The organism is Paenibacillus phyllosphaerae (assembly GCF_014192105.1).
Lineage (GTDB): Bacteria > Bacillota > Bacilli > Paenibacillales > Paenibacillaceae > Paenibacillus_Z > Paenibacillus_Z phyllosphaerae.
In genome coordinates this window covers 78,028-101,899 of sequence record NZ_JACHXK010000021.1, presented here as the reverse complement: position 1 = coordinate 101,899, position 23,872 = coordinate 78,028, and the positions used below count along the sequence as shown (strand labels likewise).

13 protein-coding genes are annotated in these 23,872 nt (G+C 54.8%); 3 read left to right on the top strand and 10 right to left on the bottom strand.

The genetic code is table 11. The annotated features are described in order from the left end of the window. Positions 1 to 81: 81 nt before the first annotated feature. Positions 82 to 1,587 carry an ABC transporter permease gene (locus FHS18_RS28645; protein ID WP_183603824.1) on the bottom strand — a complete coding sequence of 502 codons (1,506 nt, stop codon included), beginning with the start codon at positions 1,585 to 1,587 and terminating at the stop codon, positions 82 to 84. A 15-nt stretch (positions 1,588 to 1,602) separates the two neighbouring features. Beyond that, positions 1,603 to 3,045: an ABC transporter permease gene (locus FHS18_RS28640; RefSeq protein WP_409348586.1), complete on the bottom strand. Its 1,443-nt coding sequence runs from the start codon at positions 3,043 to 3,045 to the stop codon at positions 1,603 to 1,605. 197 nt (positions 3,046 to 3,242) lie between these two features. Here FHS18_RS28640 and FHS18_RS28635 point away from each other — a divergent pair, with 197 nt between their 5' ends. Together FHS18_RS28635 and FHS18_RS28630 are read left to right on the top strand one after the other, a co-directional pair. Further along, positions 3,243 to 4,976: an ABC transporter ATP-binding protein gene (locus FHS18_RS28635; protein WP_183603823.1), complete on the top strand. Its 1,734-nt coding sequence runs from the start codon at positions 3,243 to 3,245 to the stop codon at positions 4,974 to 4,976. Between the two features lie 146 nt (positions 4,977 to 5,122). Continuing rightward, the gene (locus FHS18_RS28630) at positions 5,123 to 5,683 is read left to right on the top strand and encodes a CBO0543 family protein (protein WP_183603848.1); all 561 of its coding nucleotides are present in this window, start codon (positions 5,123 to 5,125) and stop codon (positions 5,681 to 5,683) included. Between the two features lie 116 nt (positions 5,684 to 5,799). Here the strand turns inward: FHS18_RS28630 and FHS18_RS28625 are convergent, their stop codons facing one another. Both FHS18_RS28625 and FHS18_RS28620 read right to left on the bottom strand, forming a co-directional pair. Beyond that, positions 5,800 to 11,676, bottom strand: a complete 5,877-nt coding sequence (locus FHS18_RS28625) for a rhamnogalacturonan lyase family protein (protein WP_183603822.1) — start codon at positions 11,674 to 11,676, stop codon at positions 5,800 to 5,802. Between the two features lie 517 nt (positions 11,677 to 12,193). Then, on the bottom strand, positions 12,194 to 14,506 hold the full coding sequence (locus FHS18_RS28620; RefSeq protein ID WP_183603821.1) for a glycoside hydrolase family 2 TIM barrel-domain containing protein: 2,313 nt from the start codon (positions 14,504 to 14,506) through the stop codon (positions 12,194 to 12,196). 125 nt (positions 14,507 to 14,631) lie between these two features. On the opposite strand from FHS18_RS28620, the gene FHS18_RS28615 reads away from it, so the two are divergent. After that, complete coding sequence (locus tag FHS18_RS28615; RefSeq protein WP_246427973.1) at positions 14,632 to 15,474, top strand: helix-turn-helix domain-containing protein; 843 nt, start codon at positions 14,632 to 14,634, stop codon at positions 15,472 to 15,474. Positions 15,475 to 15,757: 283 nt separating this feature from the next. Here the strand turns inward: FHS18_RS28615 and FHS18_RS28610 are convergent, their stop codons facing one another. The 6 genes from FHS18_RS28610 to FHS18_RS28585 form a co-directional block, all read right to left on the bottom strand. Then, positions 15,758 to 16,537 carry a class I SAM-dependent methyltransferase gene (locus tag FHS18_RS28610; protein ID WP_343060724.1) on the bottom strand — a complete coding sequence of 260 codons (780 nt, stop codon included), beginning with the start codon at positions 16,535 to 16,537 and terminating at the stop codon, positions 15,758 to 15,760. 52 nt (positions 16,538 to 16,589) lie between these two features. Continuing rightward, a complete protein-coding gene (locus FHS18_RS28605) occupies positions 16,590 to 17,660 on the bottom strand; it encodes an isocitrate/isopropylmalate family dehydrogenase (RefSeq protein WP_183603818.1) in 1,071 nt (356 codons plus the stop codon). Positions 17,661 to 17,812: 152 nt separating this feature from the next. Further along, entirely contained in the window at positions 17,813 to 18,760 is a 948-nt protein-coding gene (locus tag FHS18_RS28600) for a glycoside hydrolase family 43 protein (protein WP_183603817.1), read from the bottom strand. A gap of 262 nt (positions 18,761 to 19,022) precedes the next feature. Beyond that, positions 19,023 to 20,180: a family 43 glycosylhydrolase gene (locus tag FHS18_RS28595; RefSeq protein ID WP_343060723.1), complete on the bottom strand. Its 1,158-nt coding sequence runs from the start codon at positions 20,178 to 20,180 to the stop codon at positions 19,023 to 19,025. A 40-nt stretch (positions 20,181 to 20,220) separates the two neighbouring features. Then, positions 20,221 to 22,035: a glycoside hydrolase family 43 protein gene (locus FHS18_RS28590; RefSeq protein ID WP_183603816.1), complete on the bottom strand. Its 1,815-nt coding sequence runs from the start codon at positions 22,033 to 22,035 to the stop codon at positions 20,221 to 20,223. A 248-nt stretch (positions 22,036 to 22,283) separates the two neighbouring features. Beyond that, positions 22,284 to 23,849, bottom strand: a complete 1,566-nt coding sequence (locus FHS18_RS28585) for a sensor domain-containing diguanylate cyclase (protein WP_183603815.1) — start codon at positions 23,847 to 23,849, stop codon at positions 22,284 to 22,286. Positions 23,850 to 23,872: the final 23 nt, after the last annotated feature.

The window sequence follows — 23,872 nt, the reverse complement described above, 5'->3', positions numbered from 1 at the left end:
AATCGTTCATTCCTGTTTCGTAACGTCGGAAGCCGACAGAATATGAATGGGTTTCACACGTAAGTGATTGGGCTAGCGCCTTTAATCCAGCTTCGGATCCATAGCGTCGCGCAAGCCGTCGCCCAGGAAGTTGAAGGCGAGCACAAGCGCGATGATCGCGATACCCGGATAAATCGCCGTATAGGCGTGCGTCTCCAGATAGGCGCTGCCGAGCTTGAGTATATTGCCCCACTCCGGGATATGCGGCTCAACGCCGAGACCGAGATAGCTGAGGCTGCTCGTCGAGATGACGGCCGTGCCGATCGTAAGCGATGACTTGACGATCATCGGGGCAAGGGAGTTGGGCACGACATGTTTCGTTAGGATCACCCAATCGCTGGAGCCGATCGCGCGGGCGGCCTGGACGTACTCGAGCGTAGACACCAGCATCACGTTCGCGCGCATCGTCCTGGCATAGGTCGGAATCGCGCCAACGCTTAGCGCAATCACGAGATTCACCGTGCTTGCCCCGAACGCCGCGATAATCGCGATCGCGAGCAGAATGCCCGGGATTGCGTAGAGGATGTCGAGCGCACGCATGATGATGTTGTCGGTATGCCTTCCGTAGTACCCCGATAACGCCCCGAGCAATCCCCCGATTACCACCGGGATAATCGTCGACAACAGCCCGACGATGAGCGAGATCCGCGCGCCGAACACGATCCGGGAGAACAGATCCCGGCCGAAGTTGTCGGTACCGAGCGGATAAGCAAGGCTCGGCGGCTGCAGAATCGCGCTGTAGTTGTTCTCGATGGCAAGGCTGTAATCGAAGGTCCAGTAACTGGTCACCGACAAGGCGAACAGGAAGAGGATGAACAGCAGTCCGAGCATCGAAGTGGAGCTTCTCGACAACCGGTCGATCACCTGCCCGGTCTTGGAGCCGGCGCTGCCGCCTCCATCGCGCAGCCTGGCAATCAGCAGCAGTCCGAGCAAGAGCGCGAACACATTGCCGGTCAACGCCGTCAAGATCAGGATGACGGCGATAATCGCCGTGGAACGCGGCAGTACGGAGCGATCCGCGACCTTCGCCAGGAACAGCAGCGCTCCGAGCTGGATGACCGCCGCGACCAGCAGCAAGGCCATCCCCGTCAGGAACGAATTGGCTACATAAGGCTTGTAGAGATTAAGCGCGGATACGGCAAATACCAATAACGTGGTAAGCAGCGTATAGACGGCGAGCGTGTACGCCGCATTCTTCTTTGCCCGCACGAGCTGAAATGCGGCAGTAGCGATGAAGACGTTGCCGCTCAGCAAGCTGAGCATCAGTCCGTAACCCAGCACCCTCGTTCCGCCCCGAATCGAACCGTCGCGAATCAGATCCAGGCGTATCCGCGCCCATACCGCAAGCTGCAGCAAGGCAAATACGAGATAAGCGCCGCTCAAGGTCAGAAGAACCGGCGAGAAATCCCCTGTCTCGGACCGGTAACCGCCAAGCAGCAGCAAGAGCGACAGCGCGATGGAGACGATCCAGGCGAAGCTCGCCTGGCTGTACTCCGGCGCGGACTTTAACCGGAACTGCCGTTGTTGATCAGTAATAATAGGCTTCATAGGACAGCTCCTGCATCAGTATTGTTTCATCTTGGAGCGGATTCTCGGGTCAAGGAACGCATAGAGCAGATCGACCAGCACATTCACCACGGAGATCGTGATCGCCGTATAGACAACCCCGCCCATAATGCTCGGGATATCCGGAATGATTTGTTTATCTACGATATAGCTGCCGATCCCGCTAATATTGAACACTTTCTCCGTGACCGCGGCCCCGCCGAGCATCCCGCCGAACTGCAAGCCGATCACCGTTACGATCGGAATGAGCGCATTGCCGACCGCATGCCGCCACAGCACCGTCCGTCTGCTGAGCCCTTTGGCCTTCGCCGTCGTGATGTAATCCTCATGGATGACCTCGAGCGTGGATGAACGCGTCATGCGGGCTACGGCGGCGGTCAGTCCTGTTCCCAGAACGACGATCGGCATAACGGCGGACAACCAGTTCTCCGGATTATAGGTGGCCGGCAGCCAGGATTGCTTGATCGAGAAATTCAGGATAAAAATCAATCCCTGCCAGAAGTTCGGAATCGACAGTCCCAGCAGCGCGATGAACATGAACGTGTAATCGAAGAACGAATTCGGCCGCGTCGCGGAAATAATGCCGATCGGCAGCGCGATCAGCACGGCAATAAGGGTAGACACGACCGTCAGCGTCAACGTGACGGGGAATTTGCCCGCAATGGCTTCGGTTACCTGCTCGTTGCCCGCGAACGATTTGCCTAAGTCAAAGGTGAGAATCCCTTTCAGCGAGTCCCACAGCTGAACGAGATAAGGCTGATCCAAACCGTACAGCCGGTTGAATGAGGCGATCTGCTCATCCGTCGCCGTCTCTCCCAGCAAGTTGGCCGCCGGATTCATCGGCGATAAGTATAGAAGCGTGAATACAAGGAACGCGACTCCGAAGATGACGAAGATCGCCATCACAAGCCGTTCCGCTATGTATTTCAAATACGGATTGGCGTAAATCCCCATCAGGATATACATCGGCCATCCGAGCAAGAGCGACAGCAAGAATAGAAGAGGACTCTCGATCAACTGACGGTACGTGTCCTCGAACGTAATCTTCCGTCCTCTCTCCGCGATATTCCGTTCGATCCGTTCCTTCACGCGCGCGTTGAACTTCAAACTTGCAAGATGCGCGACTTCCCTCTCCAGCTGCTTCTCATCCGGCTGTCTGCCGAAGAACCGATGCTTGCGCTGCTGTTGTTGGCGAACTTCTGCCGCCAATGACTCGTAATCTCCCGATTGCCGCAGTTCGTTCTCGACTTCGGCCGCGATGGTCCGATACCCAAGCTTTGATCTGCGGTACTGATAACAGACGAGCACGATGAGCGTGATCGGCGCGCCGGACAGGAAGAGAAGATACCGATAGACAGGATGGCGGAGCATTTTGCGAAAAACGGCGGTTAGCGGCTGCGCGATTCCGCGGCGGCTTGGTGCCGTAACATACTCTACCAAGGACATTCGCTCCCTTTCGCAGTCTTTAATTGAACTATTCCGATAGATATAGTATATTTTAGTTCAGTGGAAAGTCAATAATTTCTTGTTAATCGATTAATCCTTGCCTATTTCTCTTATATCTATGGATAAATTCACGAATTACCTATGTTTTATTGTAATTATTTGTAAACTCATATAAAGGTACAGGTGAAATCATGACCCAACTATTGCAGGTACATAATCTTTCGGTATCCTTCTTCACGCGCGATCAGGAAGTCGAGGCGGTTCGGAACGTCAGTTTCGAGGTTAACCGCGGCGAGACGATCGGCATCGTCGGGGAGTCCGGGAGCGGCAAGAGCGTAACGGCCCGCACGATTATGCGTCTCCTTCCATCCCCTCCTTCGATCGTGAAAGGCGGCCAAGTTCTCTTCCAAGGCGAGAACCTGGCGGATAAGACGGATGCGGAGATGGAGCATATCCGCGGCAAGGAGATCGGGATGATCTTCCAGGACCCGATGTCCTCGCTCAATCCGACGATGCGCATCGGCAGGCAGATCGAAGAGAGCTTGAACAAGCACCGGAAGCTAAGCGGATCAGAAGCCAGGAAGGAAGCCATCGCGCTGCTGGACATGGTCGGCATTCCGAATAGCGAGGCCCGCTACGAGCAATATCCCCATGAGTTCTCGGGCGGGATGCGCCAGCGGGTCATGATTGCCATCGCGCTCGCCTGCCGCCCGTCGCTGCTTATTGCCGACGAACCGACCACTTCGCTGGACGTGACGATTCAAGCGCAGATTCTGCATGAGCTGAAGACGATCCAGCGGCAGCTCGGCACCGCGGTCATCCTCATTACGCATGACCTGGGCGTCGTGGCCGGCATGTGCGACCGTGTCGTGGTCATGAAGGATGGCGAGATCGTGGAGAGCGGCACGACTGAGCAGATCTTCGCCGATCCGAAGCATCCCTATACGAAGAAACTGCTCCAGGCGCTGCCGAGACTCGACGAACCGAAGAAACCGAAGCCGCTGCCGGTCATCGCCCGTCCTGCCGATGATGTGCCGCTGCTTGAAGTCCGTTCGCTGCGCCAGCATTTCGACCTTGGCAAAGGCCAGACCGTCAAAGCCGTCAATGACATCAGCTTCCATATCGAAGCTGGCGAGACGCTCGGCGTCGTCGGCGAGTCGGGCAGCGGCAAGTCGACGACGGGCCGGACGATTCTGAGGCTCCATGAGGCGACCGGCGGGGAGGTGCTGTTCCGGGGCATTCCGCTTCAAGGGTTGAACCGGACGGAGATGAAGACGATGCGGCGGCATATGGGCATCATCTTCCAAGATCCGTATGCGTCCTTGAATCCGCGGCTACGGGTTGCCGATCTGATCGGCGAGACGCTCGACGTGCATGGGCTGCACAAAGGGAAGAAAGAACGGCAGAAACGGGTCGAGGAACTGCTCGAGATGGTCGGGCTTCAAGCTTCCCATGCTCAGCGTTACCCGCATGAGTTCTCCGGCGGTCAGCGTCAACGGATCGGCATCGCCCGGACGCTAGCCGTATCGCCGGAATTCATCGTCTGCGATGAGCCGCTGTCTGCGCTCGATGTCTCCATCCAGGCGCAGATCGTGAAGTTGCTCGAAGAACTCCAACAGCGACTCGGGTTAACCTATCTGTTCATCGCGCATGATCTGTCCATGGTGAAGCATATCAGCGACCGCGTTGCCGTCATGTATAAAGGCAAGATCGTGGAGCTTGCGGAGAGCGAGGAGCTATACGCCAATCCGATCCATCCTTACACGCAATCGCTGTTGTCGGCCATCCCCGTACCGGATCCGGCCGTCGAATCACGCAAAAGCGCGCCAATCCGTACAGAGGCGGATGCCGCTGATCCTTACGGGCTGGAACGCTCCCGGTTCATCGAAGCGCGGCCGGGCCATTGGGTTGCTGCTGCGGAATAACGGCAATAAGAAACCCGGCAGATTCGTGCACCATCTGCCGGGTTTGCTGTCTTTACAAGAACTAATAGCTTACCGTTTTGTCCATCAGCCGGAAGTTTACCTCACCTCATATTGGAGAACATTAATATCCAGGAAGGTGATTCCGATTGGATAAAAAAGAAACCGCCATTAAATTAATGGATGAAAATATCGAACGGACCTACGAGACCATTCGCGAAAAAATACAAATCTGGCATGATTACGTTATCTTCACCGACTTATGGTGGTTTGGAGTCGCCTTAACCATTGTGCCATGGGTGATCTGGTATTGGACAAGACCGAAACAAAGCACGTGCCGATTATTATTTGTTAGTCTGTATGTGTCAACGCTCTCCATTGTGCTGGATGTCATCGGCGATCAGCTTGGATTATGGCACTATCGGTTTCATGTTATCCCGCTCCTGCCCACCTATGTTCCTTGGGATTTAACGTTAATGCCCGTGACCATTCTATTTTTGCTGCAGATCAAGCCTCATTGGAATCCTTTTGTGAAAGCTCTCATCTTTGGACTGGGATCCGCTTATATTGGGGAACCGTTCTTCCACTGGTTGCGAATCTATGAAATTCCTGTTCCGGGACAAAACGATACGGAATTCTCCGCCGAAGAAGCGGCAGAGGTATTCGAGCAGCAGCAATCCGCTAACCGCTCGTCGAACCAACAGCAATAATGACAGCGAAAAACCAGACCAATACGGTCTGGTTTTTTTTGCCGTTATGGGGCTCGGACATCCTGTTAAAATGCGGAAAGGGAGGCTGGTTAGCCTCCCTCTTCGTGCTGCAACTTCTATGGCGTCGTCAGAATACCGCGAGCGACGATAACGAGATCGTCCAGATCAATCGTGTTGTCGTTGTCCAAATCGTACTTCTTGTAGACCGCGTTCCACTGCGGATCTTCGGACGTCTTGCCGTAAGCCGCGGCAACAATGCCGAGGTCGCCGATCGTGTACGCGCCGTCGCCGTTCGTATCGCCAGGCTGCGCAACGTTGACGGATGCCGCGAAGGCATTCATCGCCGCTGTCAGCGTTTCGACCGCCTGCGCAACTTGTGCGTTCGTTGCGGATTCGTCTTCCGCAACCGCCGTTGCCGCTGCAATCGCCGCGCCGAACGTATCCTTGGCTTGCTGCGAATATTGGCCTGGCTTCGTGCCGACTTGGGCTGTGTCGTACTGATCTTGAGCGCTTGCGACCAGCGACTCGAGCGCTGTTTTGTCCGCAATCGCGCGGATCTGCACGGCTGCCGTTGCTGCGGCGACTTGCTTCTCCGCACCAGTGCCATTCGCCGTCGTGTTGGTAACCGAGATGGCCGTAGAAGCCGTCTCGCTGACTGCTATTGCCTTCCAGTTCAGCTTGATGAGCGTCGTATCTTCGGCGATCGCGTTGCTCTCGCCTGTAGAAGCCGCGATCATGTGGACGCGACCTGGCGTGTCAGCGTCAACGTTCAGCAGTTGGAAGCCTTCCGCCAGCGATTCCGCCGAGATGAATTCCACTTGCTCCGCATCGTAGTTGACGATAATATCTTGCGCGTAGATCGCTTCTTCAACGTTGCGAAGTTTGTAGTCCGTTGAGAATGGCGCGCCGCCGACTACGCTAGCCGAACTGCCCGTAAGCGAGCCGTACAGCTCTCCGTCCAGCGTGACCGCGGAAGAAAGCGGAATGTTCAGCTCTCTCACCAGCTTCGCTACCATCTCCGCTACCTTCGTAGCGCCGTTCATCTGCAGATGCGTGTTGTCTTCCGTCGTGCCGACCCACATGAAGATGCCTTTGGTTCCTTCCGTACCGAGCTCCTGGAAATACTCCCAGCTCATCTGATTCAGATCGATCAGCAGCGTGCCGGTTTCTTGCGCAACGGCTTTCATCGCCGCTACATATTCAGGGAAGCTCTTATTGAGCGTCTCATCCGTAAAGTCGCGACGGTTCACCGGCGTAACGAGAACCGGGGTCGCTCCGCGTTGCACGGCGCCGTCGATGTACGTCTTCAGATAAACCTTGAATTGCTCCGGCGTCAGATAACGCTCCGGACGCGATGGCGTCGAGTCGTTGTGCGACCATTGCATGAACAGGTAATCGCCTGCATGAATGTCGAGCAGCAGATCGTTCAAGTAACCGCCGACGAGGAACGTCTTACTGCTGAGTCCGCCGACAGCGCGGTTATCGACCGTCACTTGCTCTTGATCGAAGAAGCCGCCGAGCGGCTCGCCCCATCCGGCTTGCGGACGGTAGCTCTCCGCGTAGTTGGCCACCGTGGAATCGCTCGCCAGGTAAATGACCGGCTTGTCGCCCGTGCCGTTCTCCGCCAGACGTTCGATCTTCAGCGCATTGATCTTCGGCGTGTTGCCCGTGAATTCGAAGTTGAATACGCCGTCGATAAGCGCGATGTCATACGTGAATTCCTTGAATTCGCCAGCCGGCACTGTCGTGACCGGCACTTTGGCCATTTGTTCCACCGTCACGCCGACATTCGTGCTTTCCGTGGCATCGCCGATCGTCATCGTGACGCGGTAATTGGACGGCTTCATCTCCGCGAGGAAGGAAGTGCCGTTCACGCGGGTGAAATCCTCCGTCAGCGCATTACCGGTATTGCGGTTCTCGTCTTGCACGAGGGCAGTATCGGCGAAACCATAGCCGTTGCCTTCCACGTAAGCGCGTGTTGCGTTAACCTGCGTATATCCTTCGGCCGCGCTGCCGGGGCCAAAGTCGAACTGGTAGGCGCTAATGTCGCCGGCCGGTTCGCTGGTCAGCGATTCCTTCGCTACCTTCAGCGCATGAAGCGCATGATCGACCTGAGCTTGCGTTGCTTCCGTGCCGATGATTGCCTCGGCAGCTGCGAGAGCTTTGTTCAACACCGCTACGGATTGTTCCGTGTAACCGGACAGATCCAATGCCTTCACCTCATCGCGCAGCGCGATCAATGCGGTCTGATCGCCGGACGTCGGCGCAAGCATCGAGCCTTCGATCCGTACGTTGTCGATCTGAGTGGTCCAGTTGAGGGTGCCGCCGCCGCCTTTTCTCGTACCGAGGAAACGCATCGCCCTTACGTTATCCGCATAGGCCGTACCTGCGCTCATCGGGATATCTTCGATCGTCTGCGTGACGGCAGGATCCGCTTTGCTCGTTAGGGTCAGATCGATCGTTTTCTCCGCGAAATTAATCGTCGCATCCACATTGACCCACTGGTTCTTCGTCAGAGTCGTAGCAATGCCGCCAGGAAGAGTCGTGTTGCCCGTGCTGTAGTCAGGCGTGTAATGGCCCGCGAAATAGCCGATCGGCGTATTCGTGCCGCTCGTCGTGTACAGCGTCAGAATCAGGTTCTCGTTCGCGTCTTGCAGCGACAGATGGCCTTCCGACGGGGAAGCGCCTACATTGCCCGCGTTCCAATCGAAGTTCACGTTGACGATATCGCCGTTCACCGCATCGAACAGCCGGAATGTCTTGGCACGGTTGCCGGAACCGGAACCGACCACGTTCAGCACCTTGCCGCCGTTGCCTTCCACGACCGTTCCCGTCATCGTTCCCGCGATGCCGGTCGAATTCACCATGGCGTATTGGATGGCGGCCGGGTCGCCTTCGAAGTTCTCTTCATAGAGCTGGATCTCCGGCTCTGGCTCCGGTTCGGCCACATCCGGATCGATCACGAATGGCGAGAGGCCGAGGTTCATTTCCTTAACCGCGCCCGCGACCAGACCGGCGATCACTTGCGCGCCGTAACCGCTGAAGTGCGTGTTATCGTTCACGCCGTTCGGATATTTCGGGTACTCGCCCGGATTGGCGTACAGGAACAGCTTCTCCGAAGCCGCGAGTCCGATCTTGTTGTAATGGGCAATGCTCAGCTGGCTCAGATCGATCAGCTTCACATCAAGTTCCGACGCCACTTCCTTGGCCGCTTGCACGTATTCCGGGAAGCTGACGTTGAACTCTTGGGTAACGTTATTGAAATCTCTGCGGCCTACCGGCGTAAGCAGGACCGGCGTTGCGCCGCGCTGTCTGGCGCCGTTCACATAGCGGGCCAAGTACGTTTTGTAGTCCGCTGGAGACGCATAACGCTCCGGAATGCCCGCGCTCGCATCGTTGTGTCCGAAGGAGATGAAGAAGTAATCGCCCGGCTTAATCTCGCGCAAGATCGTATCCAAGCGGCCGTCGACCATGAACGACTTGCTGCTGCGGCCGCCGATCGAGTTGTTCTCGACTACGACGCCCTGCGCGAAATTACGTCCGAATTGCTGGCCCCAGCCTTCCTGCGGAGCTTGGATAGCGCTGTACGATTGCATGGTCGAATCGCCGGCCATGTAGATCGTCGTCGAAGCGCCGGCTGCTTGGTCCGCGTACTTCTCGATCGTAATCTCCTGCACGTTGATCGCGGTGCCGGAGAAAATGAATTCCAGCTGACCGTCGACAAGCGCGACGTCATAGGAATACGTCAGCGGCTCGCCTTGTTGCACATTCGTTACCGCCAACTTCTGAACGAACTCGGATTTGACGCCCACATTGGAGTCTTGCGTTTCGGCGCCAAGTTTCAGCGTTACCTTATAGTTGGCGTTCGGCAAGTCTACCGCGAATTTGGCATCTGCCGGCAAGGAAACCGTGCTTGTGCCCACAGTAATTCCGCTCGTAGCCTCGAATCCGTAGCCTGTGCCTGCCGTGTATTGCGTATCCTGCACAGCGGTTGCACCTGTTGCAGTTTCCGTGCCAAAGTCAAATTGATACACCGGCTGCGGCGCTTCCGCGCTGCCCGTAAGCGCAATATTCGCCTGCGGGAACTCCGTCTCGCCGTAGCCGATATGGAATCCCGTGTGCGGTGGCTGATTGTACCCTGCGTTCTGCCAAGCTACGCCCAAGCGGTAGACAGGATCCTGCATCAGCGCCGGAATCCGGTACGAACTCGGGATGGTCGTCGTATACAGCCGATATTCCGTGCTGTCTTCGCTCCGCAACAGCACTTCCTCCCGCCAGTCGCCGAGGATATCCGCCTGAATCGCCGGGTTGCCCTTGGTGCTGTTGTTGGTCAGCGAGCCTGCCGCCCTGAAAATTTCGTTCAGTTTCTTGTTCTCGTAGTCCCACTTATAAATGACCGGAACGCCTTTGCCCGTGCTGTTGTCCCACACATGGTCGAACAGCTCGCGGCCAAGATCGCCGTCCCAATAGATCGCGAAGTTGGCGCTCTTCGGCGCTTCTTCCTTGGTGTAGATAATATCTCCGTTGGCTGCATGCGCATTGGTTACCGGAACCATCTGCCCATCGACGATGGTGGTAGCCCACGATTCATAGCCCGGATAGTTCGGATCGATATCCGCCGACATGCCTCGGCCCGTGTCGATGCCGGTATATTCGCCCCACAGAATCTCGCCCGTTGCCGCATCGCGCATCTCGAGCCCGTATTCGGCGTTGGTATGTTCATGCACGCTCACAACTTGGTAGCCGTCCTTGCTCGGATCCAGCACGCCTGCATGCATAGCGTCGCCGTGGCCAAGCCCGGTGCCGTACAGCAATGTGCCGTCGTCATTGATAGCCAGGGCGCCGAACATAATCTCGTCTTTGCCGTCCGCGTCCACGTCCAGTACGCTCAGACCATGGTTGCCTTGCCCTTCGTACTGTTTGCCCGCTTCGTTCGAATCGAACACCCAGCGCTGCACCAGCTTACCGCCGACATAATCGTAAGCAGCGAGCACGGTACGCGTGTAGTAACCGCGGGTCATGACCACGCTTGGGTGCACCCCGTCGAGATAAGCGACGGCCCCCAGGAAACGATCCACGCGGTTGCCGTAAGTATCGCCCCAGTCGCCTACATTACCTCTTGGCGGAACGTAATCCACGGTGGTGAGGGCCGCGCCGGTTGCGCCGTCGAACAGCGTCAGATACTCCGGTCCCGACAAGATGTACCCGCCTTCGTTGCGATAATCCTTCGACCCGTCGCCGATGACGGTGCCTTTGCCGTCTTTCGTGCCGTCCGCCGTCTTGACGACGACTTCGGCTGTGCCGTTGCCATCGAAGTCGTACACCATGAACGGCGAATAGTGCGCGCCGGCACGGATGTTCACGCCGAGGTCGATGCGCCACAGCTTCGTTCCATCCAGTTCCACGGCATCCATATAGACATTGCCCGTATAGCCGGCTTGCGAATTGTCCTTCGCGTTGGTCGGATTCCACAGGAAGACGATCTCATATTCGCCGTCGCCGTCCACGTCCGCCACGGACGCGTCGCTTGCGGTGTAGGAGTAGTTGCCGCCGTCCTTCGTCCGGCCGTCGGCCGGCTTATCCAGCGGGATCGGCAAGTAATCGTTATGCCAGACGGAGACGGTCTCCCGCTGCATCTCTTCTTTGCCGTTCACGATGGCGGAAATTTGATACTGAGAACTATCGGCCCCCGTCGTGTCTATGTAGTTCGTCGCGTCGCTGATCGGCGCCGCATTCACCTTATATCCGTTCTTATAGACGTTGAATGCGATGTTGTCCGAATCCGTATTCAGGTAGCGCCAGCTCAAGAAGACGCCGTTATCGGTCAGGACCGCGACCAGACCGCGGTTCAGATACTCGGCCTGACGGGCCGGCAGGCTGTCCGAAGACGCGGCATGCCCGGGAGTCGGCTGGACGACCAGCGAGAATGCCATGGACAAGGACAATATGGAAGCAACCATCGTTCGACGGACGGATGCAGATCTTGTACCCATACTTTAATTCCTCCTCGTAAAATAATGACTAATTTCGAAAATGATACAAATCGTAGCGACTACGCCAGGCGAAGCCGCCGCGAACAACGATTCACTTCGCGCCTCCCATCTTGGATGATGTTACGTTCAATAATGATTACGCTTACAAATATACTCTCTCTCTTCGACAATGCCCATGTTTAAATCAGAGATGTTTGTGCAAAAAACCGTCATGAATGATTCTGGCGCTGGATTCACGCAGACAACAAAAAAGCTCCGCGAGCGAACTCGCGGAGCTTGGGTGGGAAGCGTAATCATACATGTACTAACAAGCTATCGTCCAATTGCTAGGGTGCCTTACCGGAAAAGAATCGAAGAAATCTCGACCGTTTCGTCTTTCGTAAGTTTGGGCTCATTGGAAATCAACAACCTTTCGGAATGACCTTTCGGTCTCATTTTCCTAACGGTGTTTCTTTAACCACTTCCCACTTGTCTTCTATTAACCGGCTTAGACAAGGTTGAAACCATTGATCCGTCCTTATTCCGCCTCAATAACAACCTGCGCAGGCTGCATCCCGTCTGCGTAAGCCGATAGCACGATGCGTCCCGTTTCACCGGTTAGCCGGATGACCGCGCTGACGCCTCCCCGGTACATATGCATCCAATACCGGTCATAAGGCTCGCTGGAACAGAGGTCGCCGTTATCGACGCGCACGATCTCTGCCGGACCCGTGACGCGGAAGGTAACTTTGGCGCTTTCCCCGAAGACGGGGATGCCTTCGTGATCTTTGGCCCGGACGGTCCATAGCTGATGATAGCCTTCCCTCGCCGCCAGCCGGACCGATTCCGTATCGAACCCGAGTCTCGCGGAAGGTCCAGCCGTTGCAAGCGTATAGCAGCATACCTCTTGCGAACCGTTGAATCCTCGTACCGTTATCGTACCGGGCAAATAAGGCACAAATCCGGTGATCATCCGGTTAGGGTATTCCGAAGGCCGCTTCGTATAGAACCGTTTGCCGTTCAGCTCCAACGTCACTTCCTCGCAGTTCGTGGCGATCATGTACGGAATCACGCTCTTGTTGAACTGCGGGAAGTTCCAATGGCTCGCATATCGGGGCGCGTCCCAATGCTCCTTAACCCCTTCGTCTTGCAAGGAATAGTCCATCGCCGCCATATAGACCATCGGCTTCTCCGACCAATAGCTCTCATACAGATAGGACAACGGCTTGCGCTCCAGATTCGTCCAGAACAGGGAGCCTGCCCAGCCTTTGGCGGGATAACCCATCGATTCGCCGAGATAGTCGATGCCCGTCCACAACATGCCGCCGATGACATAGTCGTGCCGCTCCACATCCATCCAAGGGACTTCTTCGCTGAAATTCTGCATCTGATCGGCATGCCCTCGGAAATATTGGTACGTCTCCGTGCCCAATATACATTTGTCCGGAATGGCCTCGTGGATGGCCGGGTACCATTGTTCTTGATAGTTGCAACTGATCACATCCACGATCTCGGCAATGCGGCGTATCCGCTCGATCCGGTCACCCAGGTCATAGATCTCGGTATCGCTCTCCGTATCCACGAACTGCTGAATGTCCTCCACTTTTGCCAGATCGACGTTGTTCTCGTATTTGAAATGCGGGTTCATGGCATACGAGACGGGGCGGGTGGTATCCAGCGTCAGCAGATGATCCTTCAGCATCTTCAGAATCTGCAGCATCGACGCCTGCCCTTGATTCTCGACTTCGTTGCCCACGCCCCACATGAAGATGCACGGATGATTCCGGTCCCTGCGCACCATGCAAGCCAAGTCCCGCTGCCATTCCGTCTCAAAATATCTTCGGTACGAACCTCCCGTCCACTTATCGAATGGTTCCTCATAAACCAGCATCCCTAGCTCGTCGCACAGATCTAGCAGCTCCGCAGCCGGGATGTGGTGGGACATGCGAATGGCATTGCAGCCGATTTGCTTGAACGCAAGCAACCGTTCCCTCCAGATTTCGGGCGTGACCGCCACGCCCAGGGAGCCGGCATCCTGATGCACGCATAATCCTTTGATCTTGACCGGCTGGCCGTTCAGGTACATGCCTTTGCCGGCGACCATCTCGACCGTTCTAATACCGATCCGCAGCCGATAGACATCGGTGAGCCGACTCTCCAGGCTTCCCTCATAGAGCGACAATTCCAACTGATACAGACGCGGCTCTTCGGGACTCCATAGCTTCGCATTCGGGATCTCGAGGCGGATCGTTCCGTTGTCGGATTCGGCGGTTAAGCGCGTGTCCTCATTCGTTACGCATGCTTTCACCCAGGAAGCCGCCCCGGTATGAACCGTTACGATCGCCGAGTCCCCGTGGACTTCCGATATCACTTGAATGTCTTCCTCGTCGAGATGCTTCTCCTTAAGCGTCAGCAGCTTGACGGTGCGGTAGATGCCCGCTCCCGAATACCATCGGTCGGCAGGGAACGAAGTGTTATCCACCTTGACCAGAATCAGATTGTCTCCTGCATGGACGCAATCCGTAATATCCAGCGTGAATCGGGAGTAGCCGTATTTGCGCCCGCCGACCAAGGTGCCGTTCACCCATACCGTACTGTTCTCATATACGCCGTCGAACTGCAGGCGGTAGACGGAGCCTTCTTCCTTCTCTGCCAGGGTCATGGTTTTCCTGTACCATCCGATGCCCCACCGGTCTCGGAAACCTTGCGCTGCTCCCTGCTTCATGTTGCGGTCGATCGGGGCGGTAATGGCCCAGTCATGCGGCAGATGGACCGGTTCGAAATTCGCGTCTACCGGCTCGCTCAGCGTAAATTCCCAACCCTTCATCAGCGGCGTCTCGGTTCTGCACATCTTGAATCAACATCCTCCCAGCGGTTATCGTTGTCGTTGTAAGCGCTACAGCTTTGTTATATTGTTAATTGTATATGCCGTGAATAAGGCCAACAATCGAACGATTTTAAGAATCCTAGCAATATATGAAGGTGATGATGATGACGAGACGATACATTCCGCTCATGACGGATTCGGACAAGGAGCTGCCCTATTATCTCGTTCAAGCCGGACAGCAGTGGAACCAGGAGCATGTCGTACGCCCGAATGGGTACTTGTATCAATGGATTCAATGCGTAGAAGGAGAAGGAGAGCTGCTGCTAGGCGGAAAAGCGTATCGCGTCAAAGAAGGCATGGCGATGTTCCTCCTCAAGGGAGCCGCCCATGAATATTACGCGATCACCTCGTCGTGGATCGTGGACTGGATCGTCTTCGACGGCTATCAGGTCGAAGCGTTCTTGAACCGCTCGGCCGGGATCTCGGCTTCCGGCGTGTATTACTTAACCAGACCCGATCTCTTCCTGGCCCATATCCGTAAAGCGCTGTCAATCGGACAATCGGATGTCGCGCTCCAAGGACTCCAATGCTCCAGCGTCGTGTACGCCCTGCTTACGGATATCGTGCAATATGCCTCGGTGCTGCCCAACCACAGTCCCACGAGCCTCAATTACAAGCTGAAGCCGTTGTTCGATTACATCGAGCAGCACTATAGCCGCCCTCTCACGCTCGATAACTTGGCCGAGGTCACCGGGGTTACGCCGCAGCATCTATGCAACGTCTTCAAGCGGGCGACCAACATTCGCATTTTCCAATATATCCATTCCGTCCGCATTAAGAAAAGCAAGGAGCTGCTGCTGCAGCATCCCGAGATGCACGTGAAGGAAGTCGCTGCGCTCACCGGCTTCGAGGACGCCAACTACTTCTGCTCCGTCTTCAAGAAGCATGAGTCGCTCAGCCCTAGTCAATATCGGCAGATTCATGCCCGTTAAAGGTTGCCGGTTCCAACCCGGTATATGTTGCGTTCTAATTAAAAGAGCTATATAAGTTGAACTCGAAAACTTAACGATCAAGTCGCTTCGCAAAAGTGATGATCTTTCGATCGCTGTTGTTCCCGGATTCCTTGAATGAATTATCGTAGGTGGGAATCCGATCACAAAGGCGAACGCTGGCGCTTCTTCAGATTCATCTCTTTTTCTTCTCTCTTGATTAATCTTATGCGTTCATCTTATATAGAAAAACAAAGGCTGTACCCTCAATGGATACAGCCCTCCTCTATTCCCGGATCGCCAAGACCATCCACTCGTCGATCGTAATCTGCTGAATCTCGCCGTTATTCGTCTTCAATCCGATGTATGCTTGCAAGTCCTCCTGTCCGGCTTGAATATAAGCCGTAACGTCTTGGACCTGTTGTTCGCTGCGGGTTGTTCTTCTTACCCAGGTCGGGTAATCGAAGCTCTTCTTGCGAAGCCGATCATTCGATATAGCAAAGCCTGCCTGCGACATCCACCGCTTCCATTCGCTTACGCTGCAGCATCGAACATGACTCTCATCCCGCAACAGTTCGATCCGGTTAACGAACCTATCGATTGCTTCGTTATCGGGAACAACATTATCGATGAGCAGGAAGCAGCCGCCAGGCTTCAATACTCGAGCGGCCTCCCACACGAATTGCTGTGGGTTCGGAAAATGATGTGCCGCAATTCGGCAGGTCACTAGATCGAAAGTGCGGTCGAGAAATGGAAGATCCTCTGCATCCGAAACGATAAATTCGACGTTATTGCAATCAGGCTGAATGAACGCTCTTGCAGTCTCCAACATCGCGCGAGTTAGATCCGCTGCAACTACGGTTCTGACCAAAGGCGAGAGCTTCTTGGCCACATGCCCCCCTCCAGTTGCGATATCAAGCGCCTTCCAATGCTGATCGGGCTGCAGCCAGGCAACCGATAGATCAAGGTCGTCGCCTGTGGCATGAGAGACGCTTGAGACATATTCCGCCCTACTGCGAGTAAACTGCTCGATGACTAGCTCCTTTTTCTTAGCGTCCTGTTCCACTGTCATTCCTCCTCCATCCGTTCTTCTTGCATGATTCAGTTAACGAGTTCCGTTAACGGGCAATATGCGCTGCGACTGCCGCCGTGAATGCAGTCGTCGATGCACTGCCGCCAAGGTCCCTCGTCTTGACACCCTCAGCGACCGTCGTGAAGATTCCATGTTCCATCATCCGGGCGACTTGAATGAGGTTTCCGTCACCGTGGCGACTGGCCAACCACTCCAAGAACATGACGGTCGAGAGCATCATGCCGATGGGATTCGCGATATTCTTGCCTGCGATATCCGGTGCAGAACCATGGGCGGCTTGCGCCATCGCTTGATTCTCGTTCGTGTTGATGGAAGGAGCTAATCCTAGGCTCCCTACGAGTTCACCTGCCAGGTCAGACAGAATATCGCCGAACATGTTTTCCGTGACGATGACGTCGAAGAAATGAGCGCGGCGCACCAAATGTGCAGTCATTGCGTCGATGTGAAAATCATCCACTTGCACTTCCGGGTATTGCTCACCGATTTGGCGGCAAACGTTCAGGAAGAGACCCATTCCTAGTTTAATAACGTTCGCCTTATGGACGATCGTTATTTTTTTGCGGCGCTGCATAGCCATTTGGAACGCGGCATGCGCGATACGCTCTGCTGCTTTCCTCGTGAAAACGCCTGTGGACACGACGATATCCGGCGTAATCTGCCATTCTCCAGTACCAACATGCATGTTGCGATCTGAGTAGAAACCTTCCGTATTCTCGCGGTAGATGACAAGATCGGCTTCGCCTACGACGCTCTTGATGCCCTTTATCGTTTTGGCCGGGCGAACGTTGGCAAATAGGTCGAAGCAATGACGCAACTCGCCGCTTGGATTGCGGTTGGCTTGGTGCACCTTCGGATAAGATGCGGAGTCATGCGGCCCCATAATCCAGCCATGCGTTTCTTGCAGCGCGTCTATCGTCACCTGCGGGATCGGGTTGTTATACTTCTCAATGCCTTCCCATCCCATGGGCAGTTCAACGTAATCGAAGTCTGCGCCTCCCGTTTGCTCCACAGCCGCCTTCAGAACTTCCAATGTCGCTCTCGTAATCTCAGGGCCGATTCCATCCCCATATAGCACGCCAATTCGATAAGTTGTCACCGTGGTTCCAACCCCTTTCCGAAGGTAATGGTCTGCAGTTATCATGCTAAAAAAACGGCCTAAGTTCAAGTGTAAGCTTGAACTTAGGCCGTCTTATCTTATGATGCAGTTTCATTACGTCCGCTTCTCATTCCGCGATACCGCTCCCGGCCCTAGTACTCCGAGGGCTTTTTCGTATATCCTTGCAGTTTCTCGTATTCGTCCATCGTAATCGGCAAGATCGTGCCGTGTTTGAATCCGTAAGGGAAACGGAAGGACTGGTCCGAACGAACGAATTCGCCGGTCGAGAGCTGCTCTGCGACGAACGGCACATAGCCTTGCTCTTCGGCGGAGACGCCGTAGAAGTCCAGGAACAAGCACCATCGGCCATCTTCCAATTTGACGGCGGTCGGCGCTTCGTACTGACCCGCTTGCAGCGAGGCCACGCTCCGGTCGAAGGCGTCGATCTTCTCGAATGGCCCTGTGATATGCTCCGATTCCATAAGAATGATGCCGGCCGGATTCTTCTCGCTCTTCAAGAATAAGTAATACTTGCCGTCTTCCTCATACATGGCCGAGTCGATGACGCCGCTGTCCGCTTTCCGGATCAAGACTTGCGGCTCCGTGAAATTCCCGAAGTCCTTCGTGCGGGAGTAATAGATTCCCTTCTCGCCATACTGATTGCTGCTATGCGAGGACGACCAGTGAATGACATAATCGTCATTGTGCTTGTCGTAGATCACATCCGGCGCCCATAGGCAGCCGAAGTTCTCGTCTCCCAGCTGAATCATCCGCTGCGAAGACCAGTGAATCAGATCATCCGACTCCCAGAGGACGAGACATTTGCTGCCGTTGCGGGAGATTTCATCCCAGGAATGTTGGTACTGATTGAGCATCCCGTACGACAAGCTCAAGTCCGTTGCCAAGATGACGAATTTGCCTTCTTTGGTTCTCGTGATCGTGAAATCCCGGACCCCTTTATCGCCGTAGTAGCTCCACAGAACAGGATTGCCCCCATTCACCTCTTCCCAATGAAACCCATCCTTGCTGATCCCGAAGTAGACTTGCTCGCCGTCTGGTGTCCGCTTTTCCTTAAAATGAACGAATAGATATGCTTGCATGATTGACGATCCCATCCTTTTGTTATCGTTTGGCTGCTATGGAAACTGAACTTTAGATCCGAACAAAGAATACGCTTCGCATGAGTGATGATCTTCGATCGCTGTTGTTCTCTGATTTCTTAATTAAAGCAAATATAGTAGTGGAAATCCGAGAACAAAGGCGAACGCTGGCGCTTCTCCAATTCATCTCTCTTGCTCCGCTTTTTTGTTCGTTACTTTTGTTTCAACTTATATAGCGGCGTCGCCTTACAGCAACGTCACCTTACCGGACGGTTACCTTGCATCTTGCCGCGCGTCCGCCCAGATCCGCTTTCCATCCAGGCTTGCCGAAAAAAGGCGTGCCGTCCGGTTTCCATAACAGGCGCTGCACGCGAGCGTGACGATTAGGATCGTACAACGGCTCGCCGACGATCTCTTGGTAGGATCGAGCATGATAGACTAGAAGGTCGGCGGAGCCATCCCCGGACACTGTGAAGCTGTTATGGCCCGGACCGTATTGGGAGGCTGCCTCGTTGCTGACGAATACCGGCTCCTTCGATTTGGACCATGAGGATGGGTCCAACAAATCGCCCGCGGCGTCCGCCGTTAACAATCCCATGCAGTAACGGTCATCCGTTGCGCTGGCGGAATAAGCCATGAACACGAATCCGTTGCGAATCAGGACGGCTGGTCCTTCATTCACGCGATGCCCTTGGATTTCCCAGTCGTACTCCGGGGAGGCGATCTTCACGGGATCGCCTGCGATCGACCAAGGCGTATCCATAAGGGCAATGTAGATGCAGGAATCGTCGATAATTTGAGCCCAGGCCAAATACCGTTTCCCATTATGCTCGAAGGTCGTGGCATCGAGCGAGAAGCTGTCGATCGGCAGCTCGATTCTCCCTTTCTCCGTCCAGGTTCCCGTAAGGGGATTCTCATCCGAACATTCCAGCACATATGGGCGGATCGCCCATTTGTTCTCCGCGGAGCCGGCCGCAAAGTAGATGTACCACTTCCCATCGATCCAATGAAGTTCCGGCGCCCAAATATGGTTGCCCATCTCGCCTTCTGTGTGCTTGGTCCAGATGACCGATTCCTCCGCCATTGACAACCCGCCGACGGTCCGGGAACGACGCAGCACGAGCCGGTCGTACTCCGGCACGGACCCGGTAAAATAGTAATATCCGTCCGTATGCTTCAAAACATAGGGATCCGCACGATTCAGAACCAACGGGTTCGGATACTCGTCCTCTTGGATCGTCCCTTCAACCATGAAGCTTCCCGGACGCTCCAACAGCGCGGGGTCCACGGCGTTCCATCGGACCGGCAACCGCTCGATAATTCCACTTTCTAACTCGACCTCGACGGATGAAGGCAGCTGAAGGGTTTCTCCAGCCGCCATATCGGTATTAGCATCCTTTATGCTCATTGTCTTCATCATCGCCCGCCTGCCTCCTTACGCTTGTCGATTCGAGCAGCCGCTACAGCTGCACCTTCACCATCCGTCCATCCTCACCGAAGACGAGCGGATCGATGCACGTCTCGCGATGGAAACCCTTGCCTTCGGTAAACCGCGTAAGAGGGGTGACGAACCGGTGATAGGCAATCCAGTATTGATCCGTCTCACGCTCATGGAATATCGAGTGGTGGCCGGTACCGAGCATATTCTTGTCCGGGTTCTTGACCAGAATCGGGTAATGGTAAGTAACCGGACCATACAGGTTCTCTGCCGTCCCGTAATTCACGTGGTAATCCTCGCTGCCCGTGTCATCGCAGGACCACGTAAAGTGATAGAGACCGCCGCGCTTCAGAACGGTAACCGCCTCCCGGAAATCATGCAGGCCCTCAATATTCTTCATCGTATCTTCGATTACGCTAACCATGTCTTCGTTAAGTTGTACGATGGCCCCATGTCCATTCCCGAACAACAGGTAAGCGGTTCCATCCTCTTCGTAGAAGACGGACGGGTCGATGGCCTGGCTCATGGCAATGCCAAGACGCTTCATCTGATCCAACGTCAGGAGCGGTTCTGGCTCCGCACGGAACGGACCAGCCGGCGTCTCGGCAACCGCAACGCCGATGGCGCTGTCGCCGCTTGTCGTTTTGCCGCAGAAGTAGTAGTAATACTTCCCGTTCTTGGTTGCTATCGCCGGAGCCCATGCGCTGCCGACTGCCCAAGGCACATCTTCCGTCGCCAAATCCAGAATAACGCCTTCGTCTTTCCATATGCGCATATCGGCAGAAGAGAACACATGGAATTGTTTGCCCGACCATCCCGTGAATCCGTCGGTTGTCGGGTAAAGGTAATAGCGATCGCCGAACTTCGCAAGGTCGGGGTCGGCATATTGCCCGGGCAATACCTGATGTCCGTCGCCGAAAGCCGCAAGCAGACGGCTGGCTTCATCTGAGGTAATCGGGAGCACTCCGCCGTGGCGTTTGGTCGTCGTCCCCATATCGAACGCCCCATCCGTCAATACCCGGAATTCGCCGCTTGCAAGGTCTGAGATCAGCAGCGGGAGGTAACCCTTTCCTTCCGCGAAACGGTCCACGATGAGGCACCATTCCTCACGGTCTCCCAATTTGTAGATTTGAGGACCTTCTACGCCCATTATCGCCTCCAAGTCCGGTGCGCTTATCGGAGTGAAGGCGTCCTTATCCAGCGAGGTGCCTTGCTCGAGCCGAATATTCTTCGTCGTTTCGTCTTTGGAGTAACGGTAGTAGGCGCCGTTATGCGCAATGATCGTCGTATCGATGATGTGGTTGTCCCGCTCGATATACTTCTCGGTCTCCGTAAACGTTCGGAAATCCTTGGTCCGGGCACTGTAAATTTTTTGTTTCCGTTCGTTCTCGTGCGCTTCCTGCGTCGCGGAGGCCCAGAACACGAGGAACTCGTCCGCGGCCTCGTCATAGATCGCCTCAGGCGCCCAGACGCAGCCGGCTCCCTGTACGCCGACCGTGACCGGCCAAGGCGCGGACCAGCTTACTAAGTCCGCGGACTCCCACACGATAATGTCGCGGCTTCCCTCAGATACCGCTGCCGCCCAACCTTTGCCGCTGGCGATCCGCAGATCCGTGGCAATCAGATAGAACTTGCCTTCCTTGGGGGATCGCACCAAGAACGGATCCCGTACGCCTTGCTCTCCTAGCTCGGAACGCAGAACCGGCAGCCCCGCGTTCAGGTCTTTCCAATGCAAACCATCCTCGCTGTAGGCGAAATAAACCTGTTCGCCATCCGGCTGCTCCCCGATAAAGTGAGCCAATAGATAGCCTTCATAAACGGAATTAGGTACGGACATAAGAGAGCCTCCTCGAATACTTGATTTGGTCGATGGCCTTTCGTATCAAACGATGGATTGATAATTTCATTAACTCAATGATAAATTCATTAATTCAAGTTTCATATTAAAATATCTATGGCATGAATGCAATCCTGAATATCGGCCCGCACGCATAAGAAAAAGACCGCTGATAGGCTCAACGGTCTGTCATTTCACCGTATTTAGCTGTATAGCTGCATCCAGATACGTCCCAGATGCTTCTGCTCTCACTTCCGAATTAAGGCCTCTTCATTCTTCCCTGCCCGTTTCACGGCATACATGGCTTCATCCGCATGTTTCATTAGTTTCGTCACGTCAGAAGCATCTATAGGATATACGCTTACGCCGGCGGAGAACGATACCGGGATCTCCGTCTGTTCATGCAAGAAGGCGTAACGGGTTCCCTTCTCGAGCAGGCGGCCGATCTGCTCATGCGCATCGCTATCCGGCGAACAAGGCACGATAAGCACGAACTCGTCGCCCCCGACCCGGCCTGCGACATCGCCAGGCGCCGTACATTGCTTCAAGATATGCGCGATATGCTTGAGGTAGAGATCCCCGACCAAATGCCCGTACGTATCATTCACTTGCTTGAAGTTATTCAGATCGATAAGTACAAGGGCGAATGATTCCCGGTTCGCGATCCTGTGCTCCAGTTGTTCTTGAATCGCAATCCGGTTATAGAGATCGGTTAGCGGGTCATGATGCGCGAGATGCTTATAACTTCTCTCCGACTCCAATAACCTGCGTTCCGTAGCCTTCAGCGAGGTAATATCCGTAAGATGCATAACGAACAGTTCCTCGTTGCCGCCATCGATCAGCTCCAGGCCCATCATGAGGTCGAGCTGCCCTTGTTTCAGATGAGTCAGCCTGATCTCCGAAGAGACGTTGCTCTGGCCTTGGAATACCCGGGTTACCAGTTCGCATAGACGAAGCCCGTTATTGAATTCGAAGTGGCTCGGGATGTCGGCAACCGCAATCCCCTCGAACCATTGATTCGCCCGCGGATTCATTTCTTTGACGGTGCCGCTGCGGTCCAGTAGCAGAATGGCCGTCGGCGCGGATTTGAACAAAATATGGAATAGTTTGCGGTAGTCCGGCATGATGTTATGCTTGCCGATCAAATGCCGTAGTACGACCGCCCACGTCAAATAGCCGATAAAATAGAGAATCATGGCATAACGCGCAGTCAGTACCCCGGACTGCAGAAGGCTTGTGACCACGACAAACCATGCAAACAGCGAGAATAGATTAATCAGCAAGGACCGCGCGATCATTCGAAGCTTAGCCTCATGTGTACGAAGCCAGCTAACGGCCAGAATGATGACGGACATCAGTATATATCCGGCTACGAAAATAATGGTGAGCAGCAAGAACAACGGATCCAGCGGGCTGCGGCCATCCGTTATGGATGCATCGTACAGTTCACGGTGATCCTTCGCCAGCAAGAATATCGCCCACAATATAAACGGAGCTGCGTAAACGATAGGCAGCCAACGCTTCAGAGGCTCGGTTATGGAACCTCCGATGAGAATGCTAAGATGGACCAGGAAACAAATGACGAACAAGAGCATAGGAGAGTTTCCGTAGAGTACGATCTGCATTTGGTATTCCGGCAACAGGGACGTCTTAATATATTCCCCCACAAAATAAAACAAATAGGCAAGCATCAGTAGAGCCGCAATTCGGTTCACCATGCTCTTCCTATTCCGATGGATCAACGTAATGGCCAAATAGAAGAAGAAATACGTAGGCAGCAGTATCGTGATGAAATCCGCGAAACGTTCATTCATAGTATTGAGTATCCTGTCGTCAT